Origin of the sequence: Brevundimonas sp. Bb-A (assembly GCF_009394735.1) — a bacterium.
Taxonomy (GTDB): Bacteria; Pseudomonadota; Alphaproteobacteria; order Caulobacterales; family Caulobacteraceae; genus Brevundimonas; species Brevundimonas aurantiaca.
In genome coordinates this window covers 1,614,747-1,639,538 of record NZ_CP045456.1, presented here as the reverse complement: position 1 = coordinate 1,639,538, position 24,792 = coordinate 1,614,747, and the positions used below count along the sequence as shown (strand labels likewise).

The window sequence follows — 24,792 nt, the reverse complement described above, 5'->3', positions numbered from 1 at the left end:
CGCCGAAGTGGGCTTCGGCGGGCTGAGTTTCGGTTTTCGTTCGGGCGCGCCTAGTGGGCCACGCCCTTCCAGATGCGGCGATAGCTGGCGTAGGTCAGGCCCGCAAAGATCAGCAGGAAAATGATCACGCCGAAACCGGCCTGTTTGCGCTCGACCATCTTCGGCTCGGACGTCCAGGCGATGAAGGCCGCGACGTCCTTGGCGTACTGATCCACCGTCTGGGGCGAGCCGTCGTCATAGGTGACCTGGCCGTTCTGGAGCGGCGGCGGCATGGCGATGAAGCCGCCCTCGGGCACATGGTCCGGGTCGCCGGTCCAGAAGGGGGTCAGGTCGCCCTGCATATAGGGGTTGTAGTGCTGACCCGGACGGATCTGCAGGCCCGCGGGCGGGGTGCGATAGCCCGACAGCAGGGAGTAGATGTAGTCGGCGCCGCCGTGACGCGCCTTGGCCATGACCGACAGGTCCGGCGGCGCCGCCCCCCCGTTGCCGGCCGCAGCAGCGGTGGCGTTGGGATAGGGGGCGCGGAACTTGTCGGCTGGGGTGGCGTCGCGCTGGATCGGCTCGCCCGTCTCGCTATCGATGTCGGGAACCTGGATCTCCTTGGCCAGGGCCTTCACCACCGGATTGTCGTTCGGATTCGGATATTTCGGATTCCAGAACGGCCCGTGGCGATCGCCCAGGTTCCGGTAGTGCATCAGGTTCATGCTGTGACAGGCGGCGCAGACCTCGTGATAGACCTTGTAGCCGCGCTGCAGCTGGCCCTGGTCATAGACGCCGAAGGGGCCGTCGAAGCTGAAGCCGCCGGAGCGGGGGTGGGCCGCCCCGCCCTCCGCCAGGGCGGGCGCCGCCGTCATCAGGCCGAGGGCGGCGACCGCCGAAGCGACCAGTCTGGACATCGACACGCTCATTTTTCCAAAGCTCATGACGCTCAGCCCTTCTTCTCGGGCGAGGCGGGCGCGGCGGCCGGGACGGCGTCGCCCCCCGTCAGGACCGGTTCCGAGATCGTCGCGGGGATCGGCAGCGGCGTCTCCTTCAGCCCCACGAAGGGCAGGATCACCAGGAAGAAGACGAAATAGTAGAGGGTGAACAGCCGCGTCAGCCACAGGTAGGAGTTCACCTCTCCGTCGAACAGGACGAAGCTGGCCATGCCCGGAATGACCGGGGCGTCCGGCAGCTGACCGCCGCACCAGCCCAGGCCGACGCCGACCACCAGGAAGATGAAGAAGAAGGTCCGCATGGTCGGGCGATAGCGCATCGACCGCACCTTGGACGTATCCAGCCAGGGCAGGACGAACAGGACGCCGATGGCGCTGAACATGGCGACCACCCCGCCGAACTTGTCCGGCACCGCGCGCAGGATGGCGTAGAAGGGCAGCATGTACCATTCGGGCACGATGTGGGCGGGCGTCTGCAGCGGATTGGCCGGGATGTAGTTGTCGGCGTGGCCCAGGGCGTTCGGCTGATAGAAGACGAAGACGGCGAACAGGATCAGGAACAGGATGATCGCAAAGCCGTCCTTGACCGTGAAATAGGGGTGGAAGGGCAGAGTGTCCTTCTTGGCGCGATCCTTCGGAATGAGGATGCCCACCGGATTGTTCTGACCGGCCGAATGCAGGGCCCAAAGGTGCAGGACCACGCAGCCCAGGATGGCGAAGGGCAGCAGATAGTGCAGGGAGAAGAAGCGGTTCAGCGTCGCATTGTCGATCGCCGGGCCGCCGCGCAGCCAGATCAGGATCGGTTCGCCGACGAGGGGCACGGCGCCGATCAGATTGGTGATGACCTCTGCGCCCCAGAAGGACATCTGACCCCAGGGCAGGACATAGCCCAGGAAGGCGGTGGCGATCATCAGGAAGAAGATCACGCAGCCGATGATCCAGATCATCTCGCGCGGCGCCTTGTAGGAGCCGTAGTACAGCCCCCGCAGCATGTGCAGATAGACGGCGATGAAGAACATCGAGGCGCCGTTGGCGTGGACATAGCGGATCAGCCAGCCGCCGTTGACGTCACGCATGATCCGCTCGACCGAGGCGAAGGCCAGGTCGACGTTCGGCGTATAGTGCATGGCCAGAACGATGCCGGTGACGATCTGCGTCATCAGGCACAGGGCCAGGATGCCGCCGAAGGTCCACCAGTAGTTCAGGTTCCTGGGCGTCGGCAGCGACATATAGTCGGCGCCGAAGCGGATGATGGGCAGCCGGGTGTCCAGCCATTTTTCGACGCCCGTCTTCGGGACGTAGGTGGATTCGTGTTCGCTCATTTCCTCCCCCTTCGCCCTCAACCGATCTTAACGCGGGTGTCGGACGTGTATTCGTAGTCGGGCACGACCAGGTTCAGGGGCGCCGGCCCCTTTCTGATCCGACCGGACGCATCGTAGTGCGAGCCGTGGCACGGGCAGAACCAGCCGCCGTAATCGCCGGCGCCGAAGGTCGGGACGCAGCCCAGGTGGGTGCAGGAGCCGACCACGACCAGATATTTCTCATGCCCGGACTTGGTGCGTTCCGCATCCGTCTGGGGCGGGCTGCCGACGGCGCCCTCGGTAATGACCTTCTGCAGCTCGGCCGGGGTGCGATAGCGCACGAAGACCGGCTTGCCCTGCCACTTGATCACGACCTGCTGGCCCTCCTGAACCTTGGTCAGGTCGAACTCGATCGAGGCCAGGGCCAGGGTGTCGGCCGCAGGGTTCATCTGATTGATCAGAGGCCAGGCGATCATCGCCCCGGCGCCCACCGCAGCGGCGCCCGCCGCGATATGGATGAAGTCGCGGCGATTCGGATCGCCCTCGCCTTCCGGAATCACACCCGTTTCGGCCACGTTTCACCTCTCGAAGACCGCCGGGACCGCCTGTTTTGGCGCTCCTCTGCTACGGCACGAACCCTAAAAGCGCTGCCCTGTGGTCCCCTCGGCCTGTATTTGCGGCGTTCGCCGCAAGCTGCTGACGTTTCTTGCGAAACGCTCGCAAACAGACCGCGACAAACCCCCAGGTCGCGTATACCTAGGGCTTAGAATGCGTCTCGCCCTTTTTCAACCGGACATTCCTCAGAACGTCGGCGCCTGTATCCGGCTGTCGGCCTGTTTCGGCGTCGCCCTGCACGTCATTGAGCCCACAGGCTTCCGTTTTGACGACCGCGCCATGAAGCGGGCGGCCCTGGATTACGGCCCCCTATCGCACATGACCCGCCATGCGGATTGGGACGCGTTCCAGCGCGAGCGACCCGCCGGACGGCTGGTGCTCTTCACCACCAAGGGGGCGACGCCCCTGCCCGACTTCGTCTTCGAACCCACCGACACGCTTCTGTTCGGCAAGGAGACCGCCGGCGCCCCGGACTATGTGCACGCCGCCGCAGACGCGCGCGTGGTGATTCCGCTCAGACCCGAGGCCCGGTCGCTGAATCTGTCGGTCACGGCGGGCATCGCCCTTTGGGAGGGCCTCAGGCAGACGGGCGGGCTAGGCTGACCGTCCGATCTATCCCGACCGCCGCCAGGAAGTCCGCATCGTGGCTGACGACAACGAGGGCGCCGTCATAGGCGCTCAACGCCGCCTCCACCGCCGCCACCGAATCGAGGTCCAGGTGGTTGGTCGGCTCATCCAGCACCAGAAGCTGCGGCGGGCGCGTTCCCGTCATGACGCAGGCCAGGGCGGCCCGCAGCCGTTCACCGCCGGACAGGTCGCCGACCCGCCGATGCGCGGCCGTATTTCGAAACAGGAAGCGAGCCAGGGCCGCCTGGGCTTCTTGGACCGAACCGTCCGGATTCAGCCGCATCCAGGCCTCGACCAAGGTTTCCTGGGGGCGCAGCAAAGCCGCCTCCTGATCCAGCAAGGCTGCGGGAACGGGTCGCTGCACTTGACCCGAAGTCGGTGCAAGATCGCCGGTGATGAGCCGCAGCAGGGTCGTCTTGCCCGCGCCGTTCGGGCCGGTGACGGCGACCCGCTCCGGGCCGGTCAAGGTCAGATCCACAGGACCGACGATCCGCCGCCCGTCCTGTGTCGTCCAGACCGCCCCGCTCAAGGTGGCCACCGTCCGTCCCGCCGCAAGGCCTGTGGCGCGCATGGGGATGGTTAGGGTTCGCACCCGCTCCACCCCTTGGCGCGCGGCGGCCAAGGCGGTTTCCGCCTCCGCCGCCTGGCGCACGGCGAGGAGCCGGTCGCCGCCGCCGCTGTTTTCGGCCCGCTCGGCCCGTGCGTCGATCAGAATCCTGGGCATGTCGCCCTTGGCCGCCTTGCGGCGTCCGGCCGCGTCCCGCCGCGCCTTCATCTCCGTGCGACGCTGGGCGTCCGCCGCCACGCGGGCCAGCGTCCGTTCAGCCTCGACCAGGTCGCGTTCGGCTGTTTCGCGCTCAATCGCCTTGCGTGCGGCGTAGAGGTCGTAGTTCCCGCCGTGGACGGCGCCCCCCAGGCCGGACACCTCGACGATGCGATCCATGCGACGCAGCAGATCCCGGTCATGGCTGACCACCACCGCCCCGCCCTTCCAGCGACCCAGCACCTCGGCCACCCAGCGCCGCGCCTCGACGTCCAGGTGATTGGTCGGTTCGTCCAGCAGGATCAGGTCGGGCGCCGCCAGGATCAATCCCGCAAGCCGTAGCCGGGTCTGTTCCCCGCCGCTGAGGCTGCGTGTCGGCCGGTCCATCGGCAGGCCCGCCAACCCGACTTCGGCGAGGGCTGAATCGATCCGGGGTTCCAGGGTCCAATCGGCGTCGGCCAGGTCCTGGGCGTCGCCCGCGCCAGCCAGCAGCCGGTCGATCGCCGCCAGGGCCGGCGCGACGCCCAGGGTTTGCGCCGCTGTCTCGACGGGAGACGGATCGGACCGTTGATCCAGAACGCCGACAGAGCCGAGGCACGTGACCGTTCCCTCATTGGGGGACAGGTCGCCGGCGATCAGACGCAGCAGCGTGCTCTTGCCCGCGCCGTTGCGACCGACAACGCCGGTGCGCTCAGACCCGAAGGTCAGGCTCAGATTGTCGAAAAGCGTAACGCCGTCAGGCGTTCTAGCGGCGACCTTGTCGAGGGTCGCGAGCGCGCACGGGAACGCGCTTGGGCTTGGGCTGGTTGGCATGGAGGATCACGAGCAGCATGGCGGACAGGGCGGAACCGGTTGCCAGTGCGATGATCATGATCTTCGAGCCTCCTGCTCAAAACTCGTCAGAGACAGGAGGATGGGTCGTATTTGTGCAATCCGCAAGTCCGGGGAGCCCCTGATATGAACACGGCCGCGTGAAGAGGCGGCCCTGGTGGGACCAAAGGTCCGATGGCGCGGCGCGCACCCAGCCGCTAAGGACGCCCGGATGCAGACCCCCTTCCGTATCGAAGACGCCGAAGGCGCCGCCGCCCGGCGCGAAGCGTCCGTCCAACGCCTGCGCGTCGAGACAGGGATAGACGAGGCCATGATCGACGCCCTGGTCGAGGGCTTCTACGCCCGCGTCCGCGACGACCGGCTGATCGGGCCGATCTTCGCGGATCGGATCGCCGACTGGGGCCCGCATCTAGCGCAGATGAAGCTGTTCTGGTCGTCGGTGGCCCTTTCGTCTGGTGTCTACCAGGGTCGGCCTATGCCGAAACATCTGCCCCTGCCGATCGACGCGCGCCACTTCGACCGCTGGCTGGAGTTGTTCGCCGAGACCGCCCGCGACCTTTGCCCGCCCGTCGCCACGGCCCATTTCATCGAACGCGCCCGCCGCATAGCGCAGAGCCTTGAACTGGGCATCGCCACGGCCAACGGGGTGATTCCGGGGAAGGACGATAGGTTCGTGCTTCCGACCCAGGCGTGGACGCCGGAATAATTCAGGATGGCCGGTCTTCGCGCGTGTGAAAAATGCGGATCACGATTACCTCGGCCTGCTCGATCCGATAACGGATGACGTATCCGGCCTGGCCAAACCGCACGACCATGTCACGGCCTCCCAACCCGTTTTTCGGCGCCCGCTCAGGAAAGTAGTCAAGCGTTCTGAGCGCGCCATCCAGCACATCGGCAGCGTGCGAGGCTGCGGCTGGCGCCACGTCAGCCAGAAAATTTGAAACGCGGATCAGGTCGGTGCGAGCGGGCGGCAGTAACCGGACCCTATACTTCACGGCTTCTCAGCCAGCCGCCGAGCCAGATTAGCGTGAAAGTCCCTCAAGGCGTCTTCAAGGCTTACGGTGACGCCTGTCCTCTCATACTCCGCCCACCGTTCAGCGTCCTCCGCGACCCAGGTCGCAGGGTAGGCTCTTTCATTGAAGGCTTCGCCGATCACGCCCTCGAGCGTTTGAATGGCGAATTCCATCGGCTCCGCGCCCACAGCCTCGGCCGCCGCCTTCAGCCGGCGGGCCTGATCTTCATTGAGATGGATGTCGAAGCCGTCGGCCATGCGCCGATGATACCTCAGCCGTAAGTCAGCCGCAATGTTCCCATATTGTTCTTGCTTAAACTCGGCGATTCATCCCCATATAGCGATGTCGCGCCGGAGCCCTCCGGCTCCTCTCCGCGTTTCCCGGACCGCATGACCGAAAAGCACAACTTCATCCGCGTTCGCGGCGCCCGCGAGCATAATCTCAAGGGCGTGGACCTGGATATTCCGCGCGAACAGCTGGTGGTGATGACCGGCCTGTCGGGTTCGGGCAAGTCGTCCCTGGCGTTCGACACCATCTACGCCGAGGGCCAGCGCCGCTATGTCGAGAGCCTGTCGGCCTATGCGCGCCAGTTTCTGGAACTGATGGGCAAGCCGGACGTGGACCTGATCGAGGGTCTGTCGCCGGCCATTTCGATCGAACAGAAGACGACGTCCAAAAACCCTCGCTCGACCGTCGGCACGGTGACGGAGATCCACGACTATATGCGCCTGCTGTGGGCGCGGGTCGGCGTGCCCTATTCGCCGGCCACCGGCCTGCCGATCGAGAGCCAGACCATCAGCCAGATGGTCGATAAGCTGACGGCCCTGCCCGAGGGCGAACGCATCCTGCTGCTGGCTCCGGTCGTTCGCGGCCGCAAGGGCGAGTACAGGAAGGAAATCGCCGAGTGGCAGCGCCAGGGCTTCCAGCGGCTGAAGATCGACGGCCAGTTCTACCCCATCGACGAAGCCCCGACCCTGGACAAGAAGTTCAAACACGACATCGACATCGTCGTGGACCGGATCGTGACGAAGCCGGATCAGGAAGGGCGCTACGCCGACAGCCTGCAGACGGCGCTGAGCCTCGCCGACGGCATCGCCACGGCGGAATGGGCCAGCGTCGCCGAGGGCGAGACAGCGCCGCGCACCCTCGTCTTTTCTGAACGGTTCGCCTGCCCGGTCTCGGGTTTCACCATCTCGGAGATCGAGCCGCGGCTGTTCTCGTTCAACAATCCCTTCGGCGCCTGTCCGGTGTGCGACGGCCTGGGGGTCAAGCTGGCCTTCGACGCCGACCTGGTGATCCCGGACCGCGACAAGAGCCTGCACAAGGGGGCGGTGGCGCCGTGGGCGCGCGGCCCCTCCCCTCTCTATACCCAGACGCTTCAGTCGCTGAGCCGCCACTACGGCTTCTCGATGGACATCGCTTGGCGCGATCTGCCGGCCCAGGCGCACAAGGCGATCCTGCACGGCACGGGCGCCGAGAAGATCAAATTCACCTATGACGACAACGCCCGCAAATACGAGGTCTCTAAGCCGTTCGAGGGCGTCCTGCCGAACCTGGAGCGGCGCTGGCGCGAGACCGACAGCGCCTGGGTGCGCGAGGAACTGGCCCGCTACCAGTCCGAGACCCCCTGCGAGGCCTGCGGCGGCAAGCGGCTGAAGCCCGAGGCCCTGGCCGTCAAGGTCGGCGGCGAGGACATCGCCGATATCTCCATGCTGTCGATCTCCAAGGCCTACCTCTGGTTCTCGACCCTGGAAGAGAGCCTGACAGAGAAGCAGATGGAGATCGCCCGGCGCATCCTGAAGGAGATCTGCGACCGGCTGCGGTTCCTGAACAACGTCGGTCTGGACTATCTGAACCTGTCCCGCTCGTCCGGCACCTTGTCGGGCGGAGAGAGCCAGCGCATTCGTCTGGCCTCGCAGATCGGTTCGGGCCTGACCGGCGTCCTCTATGTGCTGGACGAGCCCTCCATCGGCCTGCACCAGCGCGACAACACCCGCCTGCTGGAAAGCCTGAAAGGGCTGCGCGACCTGGGCAATTCGGTCCTTGTGGTCGAGCACGACGAGGAAGCCATTCTGACCGCCGACTATGTCATCGACATGGGCCCCGCTGCGGGGGTGCATGGCGGTACGGTCTGCGCCGAGGGCACGCCGCAACAGGTTATGGCCAACCCGAACTCCCTGACCGGCAAATATCTGACCGGCGAGCGGGAGATCGAAATCCCCGCCGACGGCCGCCGCCCCATCGACCGCAAGCGGATGCTGAAGATCAGCGGCGCCAGCGGCAACAATCTGAAGAGCGTCACCGGCGAAATCCCCGTCGGCGTCTTCACCTGCATCACCGGCGTGTCCGGCGGCGGCAAGTCCACCTTCACCATCGAGACCCTGTATAAGGCCGCCGCGCGCCGTCTGAACAATGCGTCGGACGCCCCCGCCCCCTTCGACCGCATCGAGGGGCTGGAGCATTTCGACAAGGTCATCGACATCGACCAGTCGCCGATCGGCCGCACCCCGCGCTCCAATCCCGCCACCTACACCGGCGCCTTCGGCCCCATCCGCGACTGGTACGCCGGCCTGCCGGAATCCAAGGCGCGCGGCTACGGCCCCGGCCGGTTCAGCTTCAACGTCAAGGGCGGCCGCTGCGAGGCCTGCCAGGGCGACGGCGTCATCAAGATCGAGATGCACTTCCTGCCCGACGTCTACGTCACCTGCGACGTCTGCAAGGGCAAGCGCTACAACCGCGAGACGCTGGAGATCGTGTTCAAGGGCAAGTCGATCTCGGACGTCCTGGACATGACGGTCGAGGAGGCCGCCCAGTTCTTCAAGGCCGTGCCGCCGATCCGCGACAAGATGCTGACGCTGGAGCGGGTGGGCCTCGGCTACGTCAAGGTCGGCCAGCCGGCGACCACCCTGTCCGGCGGCGAGGCCCAGCGGGTCAAGCTGTCCAAGGAACTGTCGAAACGCGCGACCGGCCGGACCCTCTACATCCTCGACGAGCCGACCACCGGCCTGCATTTCGAAGATACGCGCAAACTTCTGGAAGTGCTTCAGGAACTGGTCGAGGCTGGCAACACCATCGTGGTGATCGAGCACAATCTCGACGTCATCAAAGTGGCGGACTATCTGCTCGACTTCGGGCCGGAAGGCGGCGACGGCGGCGGCGAGATCGTCGCGGTCGGCACACCGGAACAGGTGGCGGAGAACAAGGCCAGCTGGACCGGAAAATACCTCAAGGAGGTGCTGGATCGTCACGAGACCCGGCGCAAGGCGCGGGTCGCGGCCCTGGGTCAGGCGGCGACGCCCCCGCCGGCGAAGCGGAAGCGGGTCAAGGCCTCGGCCTGAGGTTTTACTCCAGACGCTGAAACGTCTCCGTCAGCCCTCCAGCTGCTTCAAGATCGCCGCGAACGGGCTCCAAAGCAGGACGGTGATCAGTGCGAAACCGAGCGCCATCAGCGTCATCAGCAGCAGGGCCGCCAAACCCGCGCCTGCGCCGGAGCCGGACATGGCCGCCGTCATAGGCCAGGCGACGAGGGCCAGCAGCAGACCCACCAACAAGGCCATGGCGACGGCGAGAACATTCACGCCGATCAGAGGCCAGACGATGGGGCCGCTGCGCTTCCATCCTTCCACGAGAGGAAGGCCGCTCCGCAGCACCGTGAGAGGCGCGACCAAGCTGAGTCGAGCGGCCACCCAGAGACCCAGTGCGAAGGCGATCAGATTCACGATGACGCCTCCCGCCAGACCGATCGCCGCGCCGGCGCCCCGAGTGGCGAGGTCCGCTCCGACGTTCAATACGAGCTGAACGACGACCAGAATAATCAGAACCCCCAACATCCGAGCCTCGGTCTTGCCCAGTCGCAGGAAGCCGAACCGTCGTTTCTCAGGCTCAAGCACTGCGCGGTAGACGGCCGGCGCGACGAGGGCCTGGGCCAACAGCAACGGCGGCACAAATCCCGCCATGGCCAAGCCGAAGGCTTGCAGCGCTTCTGGCGACAAGGCGTTGATATCCCCGTTGGCGGCCTGCAACTCGGCCATATGGGGCATGATTGCGGGCGCCGCGAGCAGACTGCTCAATATGAGCCCGATCAGCCAGACCATCGACCAGAGGAGAACCGCCGCCGGGTTCTGGCGCGTCACGCGAAACCCCTCGAATGCGGCGTCGGTGGCGGAAAAACTCATGATCGAACTCCAGATCAGATTCGGCGCGACTCTAGCCCATCCCGTCGTCGGCGTCCGGTCCCAGACGCCCAGATCCCGAACCCTTTGTTGCAATTCGTTCTCACTTGCATACTCTGCCTCGGCCTATGAGGACGACCATGACCCGACATCCCCTCCACGCCGGCCTTTTGGCCTCCCTTCTGTCCGTCTGGGGCGCGGGCGTGGCCCAGGCCCACTCCCCCTATCTTCGGCCGAACCTGTTCGACGCGGGGCGGCGCGACCATGTGACCGTCGAGGCGGCCTTTACCGAGGAGGTGTTCAACGCCGAGGTCGCCATGCGGTCCGACGGCTTCCATGTGGTCGGGCCAAACGGCGACACGCCGATCAGCGCCGTCACCTATCTGCGCGATCTGGCGGTGTTCGAGGCGCCGACGCCGGTGGACGGCCTCTATCGTCTGTCATCCGGCCCACGCGCCGGCCGCACGGCCAAGATGTACCACACCCCATCCGGCTGGAAGATGGTCGGCGAAGAGGATGCGCCGCCCCCGCCCGGCGCCGAACTGGTCGATGTCCAGAGCATCACCGTCGCCGAGGCCTATGTTATGCGGGGCGTCCCCGACGAGGCGGCGCTGAAACCCACCGGCCAAGGGCTGGAGCTTCAGCCTCTGATCCAGCCGAACCAGATCGTCGCCGGCGAGGACGCGACCTTCCGCCTGCTGTTCGACGGCCAGCCCCTGGCCGACGCGCCTGTCACCGTCTTTCGCGAAGCCGGCCAGTACGACGGCAAGACGATCGAGACCGAAACCGCCACCGACGCCTCCGGCATCCTGACCCTGCGGGTCTCGGCGCCCGGCGCCTATATGACCCAGGTCCGCTACCGCACTGCCGCCCCGGCAGGCAGCCCCACCCCCTACCGCAGCTACACCCACACCCTGACCTTCACCGCCGACGCGGGGTGAAGGCGGAGGGGACCGTCCATGTCGCGCCCTTTAGGCCGGGCAGCGCGTTTCGGTCTGGCTGGCGTCCAGCTTGATCTCGGAGACCGAGACGGTCATCGCACCGCTGGTCGCCATGTGGAACGGAACCTCGACGCGCGACAGGTCCCCGCCGTCGGTGCGGAAACAGGTCAGGGGAATGCGGGCTTCGCGCCACTGGCCGACGGGGGCAGAGCGCAACAGGCCGGTCAGGTCCACCGCTCCGCCGCCCAGTTTGAACGCCACCGGGGCGGACGGCGCGACGTCAACACGATAGCGGAAGCCCAGGGCGACGGCGCCGTTGGCTTGGCGCGTCAGATCAACGGGCGTGCCCCAGATCTCGACGCTGGCCGGCCCGGTTCCCGCAAAGGCGAACTGCTGACCGCTCTCCTGGGCCAGGTCGTCTACCGGGCGTGAGGCGACGCCGGCGCGCGGGCTGGTCGTCGTCTTGGCCGTGCCGGGTCGGGTCTGACCTCCTGCGTCGTTCAGCAACAAGCTCCAGGGCGAGACGAACCGGCCGTCGACGAAATAGCGATCCAGATTGGTCGCCTGGGCCGAGACCCCGCTCTCCTCCGACAGCATTCCGACTCGCGCCGGCGCGGCGTAGGTCAGGCCGTAGCCATAGGCGAACTGCGGATCATAGCCGGGCTGGCCGTGGTTCAGCGGCGTTCCCGTCGCATCCTTGGGCCAGCTGAAGGACAGTTTGCCGTGGAAGTCGTGGCGCGGTTTGCCGTCGGCTCGGCCCACCAGGACGTCGGCGATCCCCCCGCCTTCGGTCCCCGGCAGCCAGGCGGCCACAAAGGCGTCCGAGGCGTTGATCTCCGGATTGGTCCACATCGGCCGCCCGGACAGGAAGACCGACACGGTCGGAATCCCCGCCGCCTTCAGCCGCTTCAGCGTCTCCAGCGGCGCGGTCGGGACATAGTCTAGATTGTCCACGTCGCCTTGGAACTCGGCATAGGGGGTCTCGCCGAAGACGACGATCGCCACATCCGGTTTTTGGGTGAAGGACCCGTCCGCGCTCAAGGTTGCGGTCCCGCCGCCGGCCTTCACCGCCTCTTCGATCCCGCTCCAGATCGACTGGCCCTGGGGGAAGTCGGCATTCGTATTCCCCGTCCCCTGCCAGCTCAGGGTCCAGCCGCCCGAGGCCTGGCCGATGTCGTCAGCCGCCGTCCCCGCCACAAGCACCCGCGCATTGGCCCGAACCGGCAGGACGCCGTCATTCTTCAACAGCACCAGCGACTTGCGCACCGCTTCGCGCGCCAGGGCGCGGTGCGCGGGTGAAGCCAGCTCCTCGAACCGGCCTTCCATCGGCCGCGCCGGTTCGAACAGGCCGGTCTTGACCTTGGCCACCAGAATGCGACGCACCGCCTCGTCCACCCGCGCCATAGGGATCTCGCCCGACCGGGCCTGGGCCAGGGTCGAGGCGTACAGCGGCTTCCAGCTGTCGGGCGCCATCAGCATGTCGATGCCCGCGTTGACCGCCAGGGCGCAGCTCTCATTGGTGCAGCCCGGCAGTTGGCCGTGCGCGTTCCAGTCGGAGACGACGAATCCCTTGAACCCCAGCGGCCCGCGCAGGACATCGGTCAGCAGGGTCGGATTGCCTGAGTGCTTGTAACCGTTCCAGCCCGAGAAACTGGCCATGATCGACAGCACGCCCGCGTCGATGGCCTGGACGTATCCGCCCAGGTGGACGTCGATCAGCTCCTGCTCCGTGCCCCGGAAATCGCCCTGATCCTCGCCCTCGAAGGTGCCCCCGTCGGCCAGGAAATGTTTGGCCGATCCGGCGATATGGCCGGGCGCCAGCGGCCGCCCCGGCTGCAGCTCGCCCTGAAGGCCCAGGGTCATCGGCCCGGCGTAGGACCGCTGGACCTCGGGGTCTTCGGCATAGCCCTCATAGGACCGACCCCAGCGGTCGTCGCGCGGCACGGCCAGGGTGGGGCCGAAGGTCCATTCGGCCCCCGTCACCGCCACCTCCAGCGCCGTGGCCTCGCCGATGCGTCGGATCAGGTCCGGATCGCGCGCGGCGCCCAGGCCGATGTTGTGCGGGAAGATGGTGGCGCCGGGGACATTGTTGTGCCCGTGAACCGCGTCGATGCCGTAGATCAGCGGGATCACCGTCCCGCCCCGGCTCTCGTTGGCGGCGCGGAAGGCGCGGGCCAGGTCCAGCCATTTCTGCGGCGGCGCCTTGTCGTCGCCCCAGGGGCCGGAGCTGCCGCCCGCCAGGATCGAACCCAGCGGATAGGTCTTCAGATCGTCGGGGGTGATGGCCGAAATATCGGCCTGGATCAGCTGACCGACCTTCTCCTCCAGCGTCATCCTGGCCATCAGTTCGGAGACGAAGGCCTCGGTGCGGGCGTCGGATATGGCGGCCGGGGTCGCGGCCTTCGGCCACAGGGCCGGGTGAGCACGCGACGCTTCGGGAACCGTCGCCGTCTGGGCCAGGGCCGGCGCGCCCCCGCTCACGGCCAGGGCCAGCACCATCAGGGACACAGTCGCGCGCATCGGATTTCCTCTCGGGATGAACCAGGAGGACGTGCGTCTGACGGATCGGAAAACAGGCGGACGGGCGCGACGGAACGGCGACGTCCCGACCCTTGCCCCTCAGCGCGTCTGCTCCCGAGCGATCGAACCGCCGCCCTTCGGCGCGATTAGGGCCGGGCCGGCGCAACCCGTCAAGCCATTTTTGAGAACGTTCTCACAACCGCCCTGCGCGCGATGTCGCAGGGCGGTCGGCGCGCGCGACTTAGGCCGGCAGGTCTTCGGCCAGGATCGCCATCTCGAACATGAAGGAGCCTTCCTCGTCCTCGTCCTCGAAGACGACGCCGATGAACTCGTCGCCGACATAGACCTCGGCCGAGTCGGTCTGCTTGGGACGGGCCTTCACGATGATGCCGCCGGTGTTGAAGGTGCGCTTGAGGTGGGCCTCGATGCGCTTCAGGTCAGTGTCTTTCACGGGGGCCTCATGGTCTTGGGTTGGCCGCGGACCCTAGAGACATCGGGGCTTCAGGGGAACCGGCGACGCGCATTTTCCCCAATCCGCCGCAGGTCCATCACATCCGGCCCCTCGCCTTTCGCTCCGCACGTGCGCGAGCGCCGGCCCTTTCGACGAGATGTCCAAAGATTCACGTGACCATCCCGAGTTTCCGCCAATATTGATCAGAGGCTGAATTCCAGGAATACCAGTATGAACCGACGGCTGGTTCTAACGTCCGTCCTCGCAAGCCTCGCCCTGGGCGACGCGGCTATTGCTCAGGCGTCCGGCCCCATAGGCGCCGCAGACGTGGTCGGCGAATGGTCGCTGTTGGTCACGCCCGCTCCCGACAGCGAAAACAGGATCACATTCAAGGGCAAGGATGGAAACGAACGGCTGAACTTTCCACTCAGGATCACAGCCCAGCCCAGAGGCCGTCTCGCCTGCGTGCTGGACGGCGAATCCGCAGAGTGTCGGATTCGAAACGGGGACCTGATCGTCGTTTATTCCGGCGGCGGCGTAAGGCTGATCTATACGCTGACGGACCGAGCGCGTGACGGCTTCAGAGGCTCGGCAGCGATGCGGGTGCGCCTCTTGCCGGTCGGCGGCCGCATCGGCGATGTCCGAATGGTTCGCCGCTGACGGCAGGGATCAGGAGCGCGGAAGGTCCGCTCGGCTCCTCCTCAGATCACGAAGTCGTACACCACCTCTGCCAGCGTATGGTCCATGGTCCGGGCCGGTTCGGCGCCGGTGGGGCAGTTGACCAGGCGCGCCGGCACCCCGGCCACGGTGCAGCCGGACGGCACAGGCTTCAGCACCACCGAGCCCGAGGCCACCTTGGCGTAGTCGCCGATATGGATGTTGCCCAGCACCTTGGCCCCGGCGCCCAGCAGGACTCCCTTGCCGATCTTGGGGTGGCGATCGCCGCGCTCGGCGCCGGTGCCGCCCAGGGTCACGCTGTGCAGCATGGAGACGTCGTCGCCGACCACCGCCGTCTCGCCGATGACGATGCCGGTGCCGTGGTCGAGGAACAGCCCCTGGCCCAGCCGCGCGGCCGGATGGATGTCCAGCTGGAACAGTTCGGAAATCCGGCTCTGGAAGTGGAAGGCCAGGGTCTCACGGCCCTGGCCCCACAGCCAATGGGCCACGCGCCAGCCCTGCAAGGCCTGAAAACCTTTGAAATAGAGGAAGGGCTGCAACAGATTGCGGATGGCCGGATCGCGTTCGGCCACGGCGCGCAGATCGGCCTCGGCCGCCGCGACCATGGCCGGATCAGCGGCGAAGGCCGACAAGCAGACCTCGCGCACCGACATGGCGCTCATTTCCGGATCGGCCAGTTTACGCGCGATCTGGAAGCTGAGGGCGCCGGCCAGATCATCGTGCGACAGGATGACGGCGTTCATCTGCGAACCCAGCTGGGGCTCCTCGCGCGAGGCGGCCTCGGCGGAGGCGCGCAGCTGGCGCCACACGCTGTCAGTTTCCGCGACGACTTCAAGCTTGGGCATGCCGGACTCCTTCGGCGACATCATACCCGCCCCAGCATGGCCTTAGCCAGCGCCGGAGGCAGGGCTCCATTCAAGCCCATATGATAGGCCTTATACGCCGTCGCCACCGTCAGGCTGTCCCGCACCGTCCCGCGCCCGACTTCGTCGAGCAGATCCAGGAACGGCACGCGCACGACGGCGATCACCTCGGTCGGGTCCGGCGCCACCGGCACAGGCCTCAGGCCCCAGGCGATCCAGGTGTGCGCCATCTCGGTCGTGACAGAGTTCGACAGCTCCATCGTCAGGGCCGGCGTCCAGTGGGCGGCCTCCAGCCCCGCCTCCTCGGCCAGCTCCCGCCGGACGCCGTCGAACGGATCCTCGTCGAGGGACGCCCCGCCCTCGGGCATCTCCCAGGAATAGTTGGCGAAGGCGAACCTCTGCTGCCCGACCAGAACCACCGTGCCGTCGTCATGCACCGGCAGCACCCCGGTCGCGACATTCTTGGGCCGCATCACCGCATAGTCCGCCAGCTGGCCCGTCGGGGCGATCACCCGGTGCCGCGTCAACCGCATCCACGGATTTTCGAACACCGTCTCCTCGGTCTTGCTGCGCCAGGCCGGCGGCTTGGCCAGGCCGGCGGCCCATTTCGGTTCGTCGAAATCGCTCATACCTCAGCTATGGCGGACGGCGGGGGGAAAGCCTAGCTAGACCGCATGACCCCTTCGCCTCTCTTTCCGTTGAACGCCCCCCTGCCCGCCCCGGTCCCGTCGCAGGAGTTGCGCGATCGGCTGGCCTCACGCCGCTCCGCCCCGGCCCAGGCCCTGACCAGCCCCGGCCCGACCGAGGCCGAACTGGATCAGATCCTGACCCTGGGCGCCCGCACGCCCGATCACGGCAAGCTGTTTCCCTGGCGGTTCGTGGTCCTGGGGCCGCAGAGCCGCGGGGAAATCGCCGAAAAACTGTCCGGCCTTGCGCAGACCCAGGGCCGTCCCGCCAAGGAGCAGGCGGTCCTGGCCAAGCTGACCGCCGCCCCCGTCACCGTCCTGGTCATCTCGGCGCCCGTGCCCGACGCCAAGCCGCTCTGGGAGCAGCAGATGTCGGCCGGCGCGGTCTGTATGAATCTGGAGCATGCGGCCGGCGCCTTCGGCTATGCTTCCAGCTGGATCACGGACTGGTACAGCTATGACGCCCAGGCCACAGCCCTGTTCGGCCTGACCGACGGCGAGGCGGTCGCCGGCTTCATCCATATCGGAACCCTGAACGAACCGGCCCTGGAACGCCCCCGCCCCGACATGGCGGCCAAGGTCACCCGCCTGCCCTAGATCTGGACAGGCCTTGTCGTTAATCTTTTCCCTCTAAGCGTCAGACCCTTAGCTGTAGCGAGTGGTCCGATGTCCTGTGTGGGTTGCAAAGATGGGGCGGGGTTCGACCTGCCCATCACCATGGCTTTCCAGCCCATCGTCAACGTCTCAACACAGACAGTCTTCGCCTACGAGGCGCTTGTGCGGGGCAAGGACGGCGCCGGCGCCGGTCAGGTGCTGGCTCAGATAGCTGACCACAACCGCTACGCCTTCGATCAGGTCTGTCGCACCACCGCGATCGAACTGGCGGCCGGGCTCGACATGGCGGCGACGGGCGCCAACCTGTCGATCAATTTTCTGCCCAATGCGGTCTATGAGCCGCGCGCCTGCATCCGCGCCACCCTGGCGGCGGCGATGCGAACAGGCTTCCCCGTGAACAAGATCATCTTTGAGTTCACCGAGAGCGAGGCGATGGACGCCGACCACATCCTGAACATCCTGCGCTCCTATCGCGCCATGGGGTTCAAGACGGCCATCGACGACTTCGGCGCCGGTTACGCGGGCCTGGGTCTGCTGACCCTGTTCCAGCCGGACATCGTCAAGCTGGACATGGCCCTGATCCGCGACATCGACACCGATCCGGTTAAGCGCACCATCGTGCGCAACACCCTGAACATGCTGCGCGATCTGGGCGTTGAACCGGTCTGCGAAGGTATAGAGACCCCGGCCGAACAGGACGTCCTGCGCGACTTGGGCGTCGATCTGATGCAGGGCTATCTGTTGGCAAGACCGGCGCTTGAGGCCCTGGGGCTGGTCGCCTGGCCCCGCGCCGCGTCACTGGCCCGCACCGCCTGACGGTTCTTTCTCCGGCCGGTGCACCAGAGACACCAGCACCACCGAGATGATCATCAGCAGGAACCAGGCCCCCAGCTTGTGCAGGGACACCGGCTCCCAGCCCCCGTCCTGCCCCGGATAGGTCCAGGCCCGCGCGAAGGTGCCCAGGTTCTCGGCGACCCAGATGAACAGGGCCACCAGCCCATAGCCCAGCAGCAGCGGCATCGACCGCCGACGCCGGTCCGCCGTGAAATAGAACCAGCCCCGCCCGAACAGCAGGACTGTCGCCAGAAACAGAACGATCCGCACGTCCGGCAGCCAGTGATGGGCGAAGAAATTCACATAGACGGCTGCCGCCAACACCCAGGTCGTCCACAGCGGCGGATAGCCGCGCACCCGGATATGGAATATCCGCTGCACCCGCGCGATATAGCTGCCCACCGCCGCATACATGAAGCCCGAGAACAGGGGCACGGCGCCGATGCGCAGCAGACTGTCCTCCGGATAGACCCACGACCCGTGCGCCGTCTTGAACAGCTCCATGATCGTCCCCGCCACATGGAACAGGAAGATCACCCGCGCCTCCTCCCAGCTCTCCAGCCGGAAGGCCAGCATAGCCGCCTGGATCATCACCGCCCCGACCGCCAGAAAATCATACCGCGAGATCGGCGACTGATCCGGCCACCACAGGAAGGTGCCGACGATCAGCCCCAGCATCAGCCCCCCGAACAGACACGCCCACCCCTGTTTCAGCCCGAACCAAAGGAACTCGTACGCGTAGCGACGCGGACGAGACCGGTCGGCCCAGGTCTGGGCGCGCGTGAGGAGACGGCGCCCCCAGGCTTCCAGAGGCAAGGAGGAACTTCGCGACATGCCCAAGGCTTAGCCCAAGCCGGCGGACTTGCCATCCGCTGTCGATCAACTTAAGCCTCGGCCCGCGATGCGACGCCCTGGGCCCTCCCTGTCAGCCGGTCTGAAGCTGGTTTTGCAGCTGGTGCTGGCGCTTGTCGCCTTTGCGCCGGCGGCGTCGGCCCACGCCTGCGCCGAAGCGAACTGCGCGGCAGTCGCTGTCGTCGGCGAAGCCGTTTCGGATCAGGACCAGGGCTGCATCGATTGCGGGCCTGCCTGCGCCAACGGCTGCTGCCACGCGCCTCACCCCGCATATAGATCAGACCCGATCCTGATCCAGACGCTGGCTCACACAGCCGCGCGTCACGCCTGGCGTCAGTCGCCGGAACCTACGCCGGTCGATACCGCCGGCCCCGACCGCCCCCCGCGCGTCTGATCCCGCCAGGGCCGCACAGGCCCACTTCGCCTCGTCCGCGTCGTTCCGCTGCTGGGTGGAGCGCGCCTATCGTCGTCAGGGCCGGCCCGTGCGCCGGCCGAGGATCAGATCATGACCATCGCCTATCATCTCCTGGCCGGAGTCGCCTTCGCGACTCTGCTGCCCGCCGCCGCCGCCCTCGCCCAAGACCGGAGCCAGACCTCGCCATACCCGCCCCAAACACCGCTAGCCGAAGAAGTCGCGGAGCTGGAGGAGATCTTCGTCGTCTCGACCCGCTCCCGCCGCCGCGTTCAGGACGAGCCGTCCGGATCGAGGTGCTGAACGAAGAGGAGATCGCCGAAAAGCTCATCATGCGTCCAGGCAACATCTCGATGATCCTGGCCGAAACCGGCGGGGTGCGCGTCCAGGTCACCTCCCCCGGACTGGGATCCGCCAACGTCCGCGTTCAAGGCATGAGGGGTCGCTACACTCAGTTGCTGGCCGATGGCCTGCCCCTTTACGGCGGCCAATCCTCGTCCCTGGGCCTGCTGCAGATCCCGCCCAGCGATCTGGGGCAGGTCGAGGTGATCAAGGGCGCCGCCTCGGCTCTATACGGCGGACAGGCTTTGGGCGGCGTGGTCAATCTGATCTCCCGCCGACCGGGCGAAACCCGCGAAGGCGAGTTGATCCTGAACGCCACTTCGCGCGACGGTCAGGACGTCTCGGCCTACGCCGCTGCTCCCCTGTCTTCAGACTGGAGCGGCTCCGTCCTGGCGACCTACAATCATCAGGCGATCCAGGACCTGGACGACGACGGCTGGATCGACATGGCCGGCTACACGCGCTGGTCGGCCCGGCCGCGGCTGTTTTGGAACGGCGACGACGGCGCGACCCTGTTCCTGACGGCAGGCGGCATGACCGAGCGGCGGCGGGGCGGCACGCGCGACGGCGCCCTGGCCCCCGACGGTCAGCCCTTCCGACTGGATCAGGAGACTGACCGCCTGGACGCCGGCGCCGTCTATGAACGGCCTCTGGGCGACAGCGCCTGGCTCCAGGCCCGTGCGTCCGCCGTCGAACAGAGCCACCGCCACCGGTACGGCGATCTGATCGAAGAAGACCGCCACCAGACCTTCCTGGTGGAGTCCTCCGTCTCGGCCGAGGCTATGGGCGCCGACTGGATGGGCGGCCTGGTATGGCAGGCGGATGACTACGCCTCGGACGCCTTCCCGGCCTTCGACTATCGCTACACGGCCCCGGCCGTTTTCGCCCAGGTCGAACGCGACTGGACCGAGGATCTGACGGTTTCGGCCAGCGCCCGCTATGACGACCACAGCCGCTACGGCGGTCAGTTCAGCCCGCGATTGTCCCTGCTTTGGCGACCGGGTCCGTGGACCGTGCGGGGTTCGTGGGGACGCGGCTTTTTCGCCCCTACGCCCTTCGTGGAGGAGACCGAGGCTGCGGGCCTGTCGCGGCTGGAGCCCATCGCCAATCTGGAGGTGGAAACGGCCTCGACCGCCTCGCTGGACCTGGGCTGGGCCAGAGGATCTTGGGAGACCAGCCTGACGCTGTTCGGGTCGGACATAGACGACGCAGTGCGGCTTCAGCCTGTCTCCGCCGACCGAGCGCGGCTGATCAACGTGGACGGCGTCACCCGCACCCGTGGGGTCGAGCTGCTGGGCCGCTGGCGCCGGGCGCCTTTCGTGCTCACCGCCAACTACATGTATCTGGACGCCGACGAGCCGGAGGAAGCAGGATCTGCGCGGCGCGACACGCCGATGACGCCGCGTCATTCGGCCGGCTTCGTGGCCATGTGGGAGGAACACGATCGCGGCCGCCTCGGCTTCGAGGCCTATTACACAGGCGCCCAGCCGCTGGACGACGATCCCTACCGCGATCGCGGCGAGGCCTACTGGGAGCTGGGGCTGTTGGGCGAGGTGGTTCTGGGTCGCTACCGCCTGTTCCTGAACCTGGAAAACCTTCTGGACGAACGCCAGACCCGGAGCGATTCCTTGCTCAGGCCGACCCGCACGGCGGACGGCCGCTGGACAACCGACGCCTGGGCCCCGTTGGAGGGGTTCGTCGCCAACGCCGGGGTCCGTATCCGTTTCGGCGGTTGATCCAGACGTCGCGGGCGGGGTGCGATCTCACCCCCGCCCGCGATAGGTCGGCACGCCCTGGTCCGGCAGCCACAGGCCCTCGGGCGCCGGGCCCGTCTGCCAGAAGACGTCGATCGGTATCCCCCCGCGCGGATACCAATACCCCCCGATCCTCAGCCATTTCGGCTCCAGCAGATCCGCCAGCCGCCGGCCGATGGCGACGGTGCAGTCCTCGTGGAAGGCGCCGTGGTTGCGGAAACTGGTCAGGTACAGTTTCAGGCTCTTGGACTCGACCAGCCAGTCGCCCGGCGCATAGTCGATGACGATATGGGCGAAGTCCGGCTGGCCCGTCACCGGGCACAAGCTGGTGAATTCGGGCGCCGTGAACCGCGCCAGATACAGCGTGTCCGCATGCGGGTTCGGCACCCGTTCCAGCACGGCCGTCTCGGGGCTGGTCGGGGCGGCGGTCTGGGCGCCCAGCTGGCTGAGGTTGTTGGTGTAGTGGGTCATGGCGCGCCTCAGATCAGGCCGGCCAGGGGCGACGACGGGTCGGCGTACATCCGCTTGGGCATCCGCCCCGCCAGATAGGCGTCGCGACCGGCGATGACGGCGTACTTCATGGCCCGCGCCATGCGGATCGGGTCCTTGGCCCCGGCGATGGCGGTGTTCATCAGAATCGCGTCACAGCCCAGCTCCATCGCCCGGGTGGCGTCAGAGGCCGTGCCCACCCCGGCGTCCACCAGAACCGGCACCTTGGCCTGTTCGACGATCAGGCGGACATTGACCTCGTTCTGGATGCCGAGCCCAGAGCCGATCGGGGCGGCGGCCGGCATGATGGCGGCGGCCCCGGCGTCTTCCAGACGCTTGGCCATGACCACGTCGTCGGTGCAATAGACCATGACGTCGAACCCGTCCTTGATCAACAGGTCCAGCGCCCGCAGGGTCTCGACCATGTCGGGATAGAGGTGGGCGGTGTTGGACAGCACCTCCAGCTTGACCAGGCTCCAGCCCCCCGCCTCGCGCGCCAGCCGCAGGGTGCGCACCGCGTCCTCGCCGGTGAAACAGCCGGCGGTGTTGGGCAGGAAGGTGAAACGGTCGGGCTTCACATAGTCGACCAGCATCGGCTGGTTCGGATCGGTCAGATTCACCCGGCGCACGGCCACGGTCACGATCTCGGCCCCCGCCGCCTCGGCGGCGGCGGCGTTCTGGGCGTAATCGGCGTATTTGCCGGTGCCCACGATCAGGCGTGAGGTAAAGGTGCGGCCGGCGACGGACCAGGTTTCGGGGGCTGTATCGGTCATGGGTGGTGACCTAGTCCTGTCGCGCCCGATGCGAAAGGGCGGATCGATCACGCCGCGTTGCGAGACCGGGCCAGATGAACTAGACTAAGTGGACTAAGTTCACCGGGAGCGACGCATGGAAACGGTCAACGTCCACGAGGCCAAGACCCACCTGTCGCGCCTGCTGGACCGGGCCGCCAAGGGTGAAACCATCACCATCGCCAAGGCAGGCAAGCCGATCGCCAAACTGGTTCCCATCGAGGAGACGCCGATCGACACCTCGCGTCGGTTCGGCTTCATGCGGGGTCAGATTAAAGTTCCTGACGACTTCGACACCATGGGTCAGGCCGAAATCGAGGCGATGGTCTATGGCGAAGGCGTTCACGAGGGCGACGAGGGCCAATGAGGCTGTTGATCGACACTCACCTGCTGCTCTGGGCGTCGGAGGATCGCGCACGGCTTCCCGCCAAGGCGCAAGCCTTGATGGCCGATCCCGACAATCAACTGGTGTTCAGCGCGGTCAATATCTGGGAGGTCGTCGTCAAGCACGGCCTGAAGCGACCTGACTTCGACGTGGACGCCCTGGTGTTCCGCCGCCAGTTGCTGGACGCGGGTTATGAGGAAATTCCGGTGACCAGCCTGCACGCGCTGGAACTGGCAGGATTACCGCTGATCCACCGCGACCCGTTCGACCGGCTGCTTATCGCCCAGGCCATGGCCGAGGGAATGCGACTGCTGACGGCCGACCGGCAGGTCGCCTTCTACCCCGGCCCCATCCTCAAGGTCTGATCAACCGCCGCCGACGAACTGGACCAGTTCGATCCGGTCCCCCTCGGCCAGGGCGGTGACGGCGTGCAGCGACCGGGGCACGATCTCCAGATTACGCTCGACCGCCACCTTGCGGGGGTCCAGCGCCAGTTCCTCGACCAGCTCCGTCACCGTCGTCGCATAGACCTCGCGTGGATCGCCGTTGACTTGAATACGCAAACCGTCTGCCTCGATGCCCGTGTGTCGGCGTGTCATAGCGCGTTTCGGCGCGGAGGGCATGAGGCGCCGCCGCATTCACATGGCCTACCCCTATTCGTCGCCTACCCCTATTCGTCGTCCTCGGGCTTGACCCGAGGACGACGGCGGTGGGTGATGGGGAGACGGAAGGCTAGCGCCCACCAAACCCATCCGTTCTCCCCCTTTTCCCCGCCTTCTCGCCCCTCCGACGGGAAATCCGTTGACGCCCGCGCGGATGACGTTAGGTCAAGCCGTTTCCACGCTGCGCTTTGACCCGCGCCGCGCCTGAGCTACAAGGCCGGCCCTGAACCGTCAGAGGTCGCCCGATTCCGGAGCCTCGTTTCGAGAACCGATGTCCGACACGTCCGTCATCCATGTGCTGAACGGCCCTAACCTGAACCTTCTCGGGGTGCGGGAGCCGGAGATCTATGGCCGCGACACCCTGGCGGACATCGAACAGCGCTGCGTGACGGCGGCGGGCGAGGCGCAGATCGTGTTCCGCCAGACCAACCATGAAGGCGTGCTGGTGGACTGGATCCAGGAGGCGCGTGAGAAGGCGCAGGCCCTGATCCTCAACCCAGCGGCCTATGGCCACACCTCGGTCGCCCTGCACGACGCGCTGAAGACCCTGACCATACCGGTCATTGAGCTTCATCTGTCCAATCCGGCGGCGCGCGAGGCGTTCCGCCATCACTCCTATGTGTCGTCCGCGGCGACCGGCGTCATCGCCGGCTTCGGCGCGGCAGGCTATGAACTGGCCGTGCAGGCGGCCCTGACCCAGATCCGGGAACGCGCCTGAGGGCCGACCCGTTCGCAATCCAAGACGAAAGACAAAGGCGCAATCCAATGGCCGATGACAAGAAACACGCCGAGATCGACGCGTCCCTGGTTCGCCAGCTGGCCGAGATCCTGAACGAGACCGACCTGACCGAGGTCGAGGTCGAGCGCGGCGAGCTGCGCATCCGCGTGGCGCGCGAAGTCACCGTCAACGCCGCTCCGGTGCAGTACGCCGCAGCCCCGGCTCCGGCCGCTGCGCCTGCGGCCGCCGTCGCCGCGCCGGCCGCTATGCCGTCCGACCCCGCCACCATCGTCGCCCGCGCCGGCGAAGAGGTGAAGTCGCCGATGGTCGGCACCGCCTACCTGCAACCCTCGCCGGAGGCCGCGCCATTCGTCCAGCCGGGCGACAAGGTGAAGAAGGGTCAGACCCTGCTGATCGTCGAAGCCATGAAGACCATGAACCCGATCCAGGCGCCGCGCGACGGCGTGGTGGCTGAGATTCTGGTCGGCGACGCCCAGCCGGTCGAGTACGGCGAAGCCCTCGTCCTGCTGGAAGCCTAAGGC

The 24,792-nt window shown here is 66.8% G+C and carries 29 protein-coding genes; 13 read left to right on the top strand and 16 right to left on the bottom strand.

From position 1 onward, the window contains the following. Nucleotides 1-50: 50 nt before the first annotated feature. From BSP_RS08055 to petA, 3 genes are read right to left on the bottom strand one after another with little or no spacing between them, the layout of a single operon-like run. Nucleotides 51-896 (bottom strand): cytochrome c1, encoded by an 846-nt coding sequence (locus BSP_RS08055; protein ID WP_054766902.1) that lies wholly within the window; start codon nt 894-896, stop codon nt 51-53. A 32-nt stretch (nt 897-928) separates the two neighbouring features. Further along, nucleotides 929-2,257, bottom strand: a complete 1,329-nt coding sequence (locus BSP_RS08050) for a cytochrome b/b6 (RefSeq protein ID WP_054765384.1) — start codon at nt 2,255-2,257, stop codon at nt 929-931. A 17-nt stretch (nt 2,258-2,274) separates the two neighbouring features. Then, nucleotides 2,275-2,811, bottom strand: coding sequence for a ubiquinol-cytochrome c reductase iron-sulfur subunit (gene petA / locus BSP_RS08045; RefSeq protein ID WP_054765383.1), 537 nt, complete (start codon nt 2,809-2,811; stop codon nt 2,275-2,277). A 193-nt stretch (nt 2,812-3,004) separates the two neighbouring features. Here petA and BSP_RS08040 point away from each other — a divergent pair, with 193 nt between their 5' ends. Beyond that, on the top strand, nt 3,005-3,454 hold the full coding sequence (locus tag BSP_RS08040) for a tRNA (cytidine(34)-2'-O)-methyltransferase (protein WP_054765382.1): 450 nt from the start codon (nt 3,005-3,007) through the stop codon (nt 3,452-3,454). Here BSP_RS08040 and BSP_RS08035 read toward each other — a convergent pair. After that, complete coding sequence (locus BSP_RS08035; RefSeq protein ID WP_152949885.1) at nt 3,429-5,054, bottom strand: ABC-F family ATP-binding cassette domain-containing protein; 1,626 nt, start codon at nt 5,052-5,054, stop codon at nt 3,429-3,431. The genes BSP_RS08040 and BSP_RS08035 overlap by 26 nt on opposite strands. Nucleotides 5,055-5,283: 229 nt before the next feature. Here BSP_RS08035 and BSP_RS08030 point away from each other — a divergent pair, with 229 nt between their 5' ends. Next, nucleotides 5,284-5,778, top strand: coding sequence for a group III truncated hemoglobin (locus tag BSP_RS08030; protein ID WP_152949884.1), 495 nt, complete (start codon nt 5,284-5,286; stop codon nt 5,776-5,778). A 1-nt stretch (nt 5,779) separates the two neighbouring features. Here the strand turns inward: BSP_RS08030 and BSP_RS08025 are convergent, their stop codons facing one another. Beyond that, complete coding sequence (locus BSP_RS08025; protein WP_152949883.1) at nt 5,780-6,067, bottom strand: type II toxin-antitoxin system RelE/ParE family toxin; 288 nt, start codon at nt 6,065-6,067, stop codon at nt 5,780-5,782. Beyond that, nucleotides 6,064-6,342 (bottom strand): hypothetical protein, encoded by a 279-nt coding sequence (locus BSP_RS08020; protein ID WP_152949882.1) that lies wholly within the window; start codon nt 6,340-6,342, stop codon nt 6,064-6,066. The genes BSP_RS08025 and BSP_RS08020 overlap by 4 nt, the downstream gene beginning before the upstream one ends. Nucleotides 6,343-6,474: 132 nt before the next feature. Here BSP_RS08020 and uvrA point away from each other — a divergent pair, with 132 nt between their 5' ends. Beyond that, a complete protein-coding gene (gene uvrA / locus BSP_RS08015) occupies nt 6,475-9,423 on the top strand; it encodes an excinuclease ABC subunit UvrA (protein ID WP_152949881.1) in 2,949 nt (982 codons plus the stop codon). 30 nt (nt 9,424-9,453) lie between these two features. On the opposite strand, the gene BSP_RS08010 is transcribed toward uvrA, so the two are convergent. Further along, nucleotides 9,454-10,260, bottom strand: coding sequence for a hypothetical protein (locus BSP_RS08010; protein WP_152949880.1), 807 nt, complete (start codon nt 10,258-10,260; stop codon nt 9,454-9,456). Between the two features lie 137 nt (nt 10,261-10,397). On the opposite strand from BSP_RS08010, the gene BSP_RS08005 reads away from it, so the two are divergent. Continuing rightward, complete coding sequence (locus BSP_RS08005; RefSeq protein WP_152949879.1) at nt 10,398-11,198, top strand: DUF4198 domain-containing protein; 801 nt, start codon at nt 10,398-10,400, stop codon at nt 11,196-11,198. Between the two features lie 30 nt (nt 11,199-11,228). Here the strand turns inward: BSP_RS08005 and BSP_RS08000 are convergent, their stop codons facing one another. Beyond that, nucleotides 11,229-13,718, bottom strand: coding sequence for an exo 1,3/1,4-beta-D-glucan glucohydrolase (locus BSP_RS08000; protein WP_152949878.1), 2,490 nt, complete (start codon nt 13,716-13,718; stop codon nt 11,229-11,231). A 241-nt stretch (nt 13,719-13,959) separates the two neighbouring features. After that, on the bottom strand, nt 13,960-14,169 hold the full coding sequence (locus BSP_RS07995; protein ID WP_152949877.1) for a DUF3126 family protein: 210 nt from the start codon (nt 14,167-14,169) through the stop codon (nt 13,960-13,962). A 231-nt stretch (nt 14,170-14,400) separates the two neighbouring features. On the opposite strand from BSP_RS07995, the gene BSP_RS07990 reads away from it, so the two are divergent. After that, nucleotides 14,401-14,829: a hypothetical protein gene (locus tag BSP_RS07990; RefSeq protein ID WP_152949876.1), complete on the top strand. Its 429-nt coding sequence runs from the start codon at nt 14,401-14,403 to the stop codon at nt 14,827-14,829. A 41-nt stretch (nt 14,830-14,870) separates the two neighbouring features. On the opposite strand, the gene cysE is transcribed toward BSP_RS07990, so the two are convergent. Next, on the bottom strand, nt 14,871-15,692 hold the full coding sequence (gene cysE, locus BSP_RS07985) for a serine O-acetyltransferase (protein ID WP_054766901.1): 822 nt from the start codon (nt 15,690-15,692) through the stop codon (nt 14,871-14,873). 20 nt (nt 15,693-15,712) lie between these two features. Continuing rightward, on the bottom strand, nt 15,713-16,339 hold the full coding sequence (locus BSP_RS07980) for an NUDIX hydrolase (RefSeq protein WP_152949875.1): 627 nt from the start codon (nt 16,337-16,339) through the stop codon (nt 15,713-15,715). A gap of 45 nt (nt 16,340-16,384) precedes the next feature. Here BSP_RS07980 and BSP_RS07975 point away from each other — a divergent pair, with 45 nt between their 5' ends. Both BSP_RS07975 and BSP_RS07970 read left to right on the top strand, forming a co-directional pair. Continuing rightward, nucleotides 16,385-16,993 carry a nitroreductase gene (locus BSP_RS07975; protein ID WP_054765374.1) on the top strand — a complete coding sequence of 203 codons (609 nt, stop codon included), beginning with the start codon at nt 16,385-16,387 and terminating at the stop codon, nt 16,991-16,993. Nucleotides 16,994-17,062: 69 nt separating this feature from the next. Beyond that, nucleotides 17,063-17,827: an EAL domain-containing protein gene (locus BSP_RS07970; protein WP_152949874.1), complete on the top strand. Its 765-nt coding sequence runs from the start codon at nt 17,063-17,065 to the stop codon at nt 17,825-17,827. Here the strand turns inward: BSP_RS07970 and BSP_RS07965 are convergent. Together BSP_RS07965 and BSP_RS07960 are read right to left on the bottom strand one after the other, a co-directional pair. After that, nucleotides 17,807-18,679, bottom strand: coding sequence for a DUF817 domain-containing protein (locus tag BSP_RS07965; RefSeq protein WP_152949873.1), 873 nt, complete (start codon nt 18,677-18,679; stop codon nt 17,807-17,809). The two genes, BSP_RS07970 and BSP_RS07965, sit on opposite strands and share 21 nt — an antisense overlap. A 91-nt stretch (nt 18,680-18,770) precedes the next feature. Beyond that, nucleotides 18,771-18,953 (bottom strand): hypothetical protein, encoded by a 183-nt coding sequence (locus tag BSP_RS07960; protein ID WP_152949872.1) that lies wholly within the window; start codon nt 18,951-18,953, stop codon nt 18,771-18,773. 249 nt (nt 18,954-19,202) lie between these two features. Between BSP_RS07960 and BSP_RS16360 the strand changes: the two genes are divergently transcribed. Together BSP_RS16360 and BSP_RS07955 are read left to right on the top strand one after the other, a co-directional pair. After that, a complete protein-coding gene (locus BSP_RS16360; protein ID WP_227976087.1) occupies nt 19,203-19,412 on the top strand; it encodes a hypothetical protein in 210 nt (69 codons plus the stop codon). Nucleotides 19,413-19,441: 29 nt separating this feature from the next. Further along, entirely contained in the window at nt 19,442-21,187 is a 1,746-nt protein-coding gene (locus BSP_RS07955) for a TonB-dependent siderophore receptor (RefSeq protein WP_255478933.1), read from the top strand. 27 nt (nt 21,188-21,214) lie between these two features. Here BSP_RS07955 and queF read toward each other — a convergent pair whose 3' ends face one another. Beyond that, the gene (gene queF / locus BSP_RS07950; RefSeq protein WP_152949871.1) at nt 21,215-21,676 is read right to left on the bottom strand and encodes a preQ(1) synthase; all 462 of its coding nucleotides are present in this window, start codon (nt 21,674-21,676) and stop codon (nt 21,215-21,217) included. An 8-nt stretch (nt 21,677-21,684) separates the two neighbouring features. After that, nucleotides 21,685-22,467: a HisA/HisF-related TIM barrel protein gene (locus BSP_RS07945; protein WP_152949870.1), complete on the bottom strand. Its 783-nt coding sequence runs from the start codon at nt 22,465-22,467 to the stop codon at nt 21,685-21,687. Between the two features lie 115 nt (nt 22,468-22,582). On the opposite strand from BSP_RS07945, the gene BSP_RS07940 reads away from it, so the two are divergent. Further along, nucleotides 22,583-22,852 (top strand): type II toxin-antitoxin system Phd/YefM family antitoxin, encoded by a 270-nt coding sequence (locus BSP_RS07940; RefSeq protein WP_152949869.1) that lies wholly within the window; start codon nt 22,583-22,585, stop codon nt 22,850-22,852. Then, a complete protein-coding gene (locus BSP_RS07935) occupies nt 22,849-23,235 on the top strand; it encodes a type II toxin-antitoxin system VapC family toxin (RefSeq protein ID WP_054765367.1) in 387 nt (128 codons plus the stop codon). Before BSP_RS07940 ends, BSP_RS07935 begins: the two co-directional genes overlap by 4 nt. On the opposite strand, the gene thiS is transcribed toward BSP_RS07935, so the two are convergent. Continuing rightward, a complete protein-coding gene (gene thiS / locus BSP_RS07930) occupies nt 23,236-23,433 on the bottom strand; it encodes a sulfur carrier protein ThiS (protein WP_054766899.1) in 198 nt (65 codons plus the stop codon). Nucleotides 23,434-23,803: 370 nt separating this feature from the next. Here thiS and aroQ point away from each other — a divergent pair, with 370 nt between their 5' ends. Both aroQ and accB read left to right on the top strand, forming a co-directional pair. Then, nucleotides 23,804-24,250 carry a type II 3-dehydroquinate dehydratase gene (gene aroQ, locus BSP_RS07925; protein ID WP_054765366.1) on the top strand — a complete coding sequence of 149 codons (447 nt, stop codon included), beginning with the start codon at nt 23,804-23,806 and terminating at the stop codon, nt 24,248-24,250. 47 nt (nt 24,251-24,297) lie between these two features. Continuing rightward, nucleotides 24,298-24,789: an acetyl-CoA carboxylase biotin carboxyl carrier protein gene (gene accB, locus BSP_RS07920; protein WP_054765365.1), complete on the top strand. Its 492-nt coding sequence runs from the start codon at nt 24,298-24,300 to the stop codon at nt 24,787-24,789. The last annotated feature ends 3 nt before the right edge of the window (nt 24,790-24,792 follow it).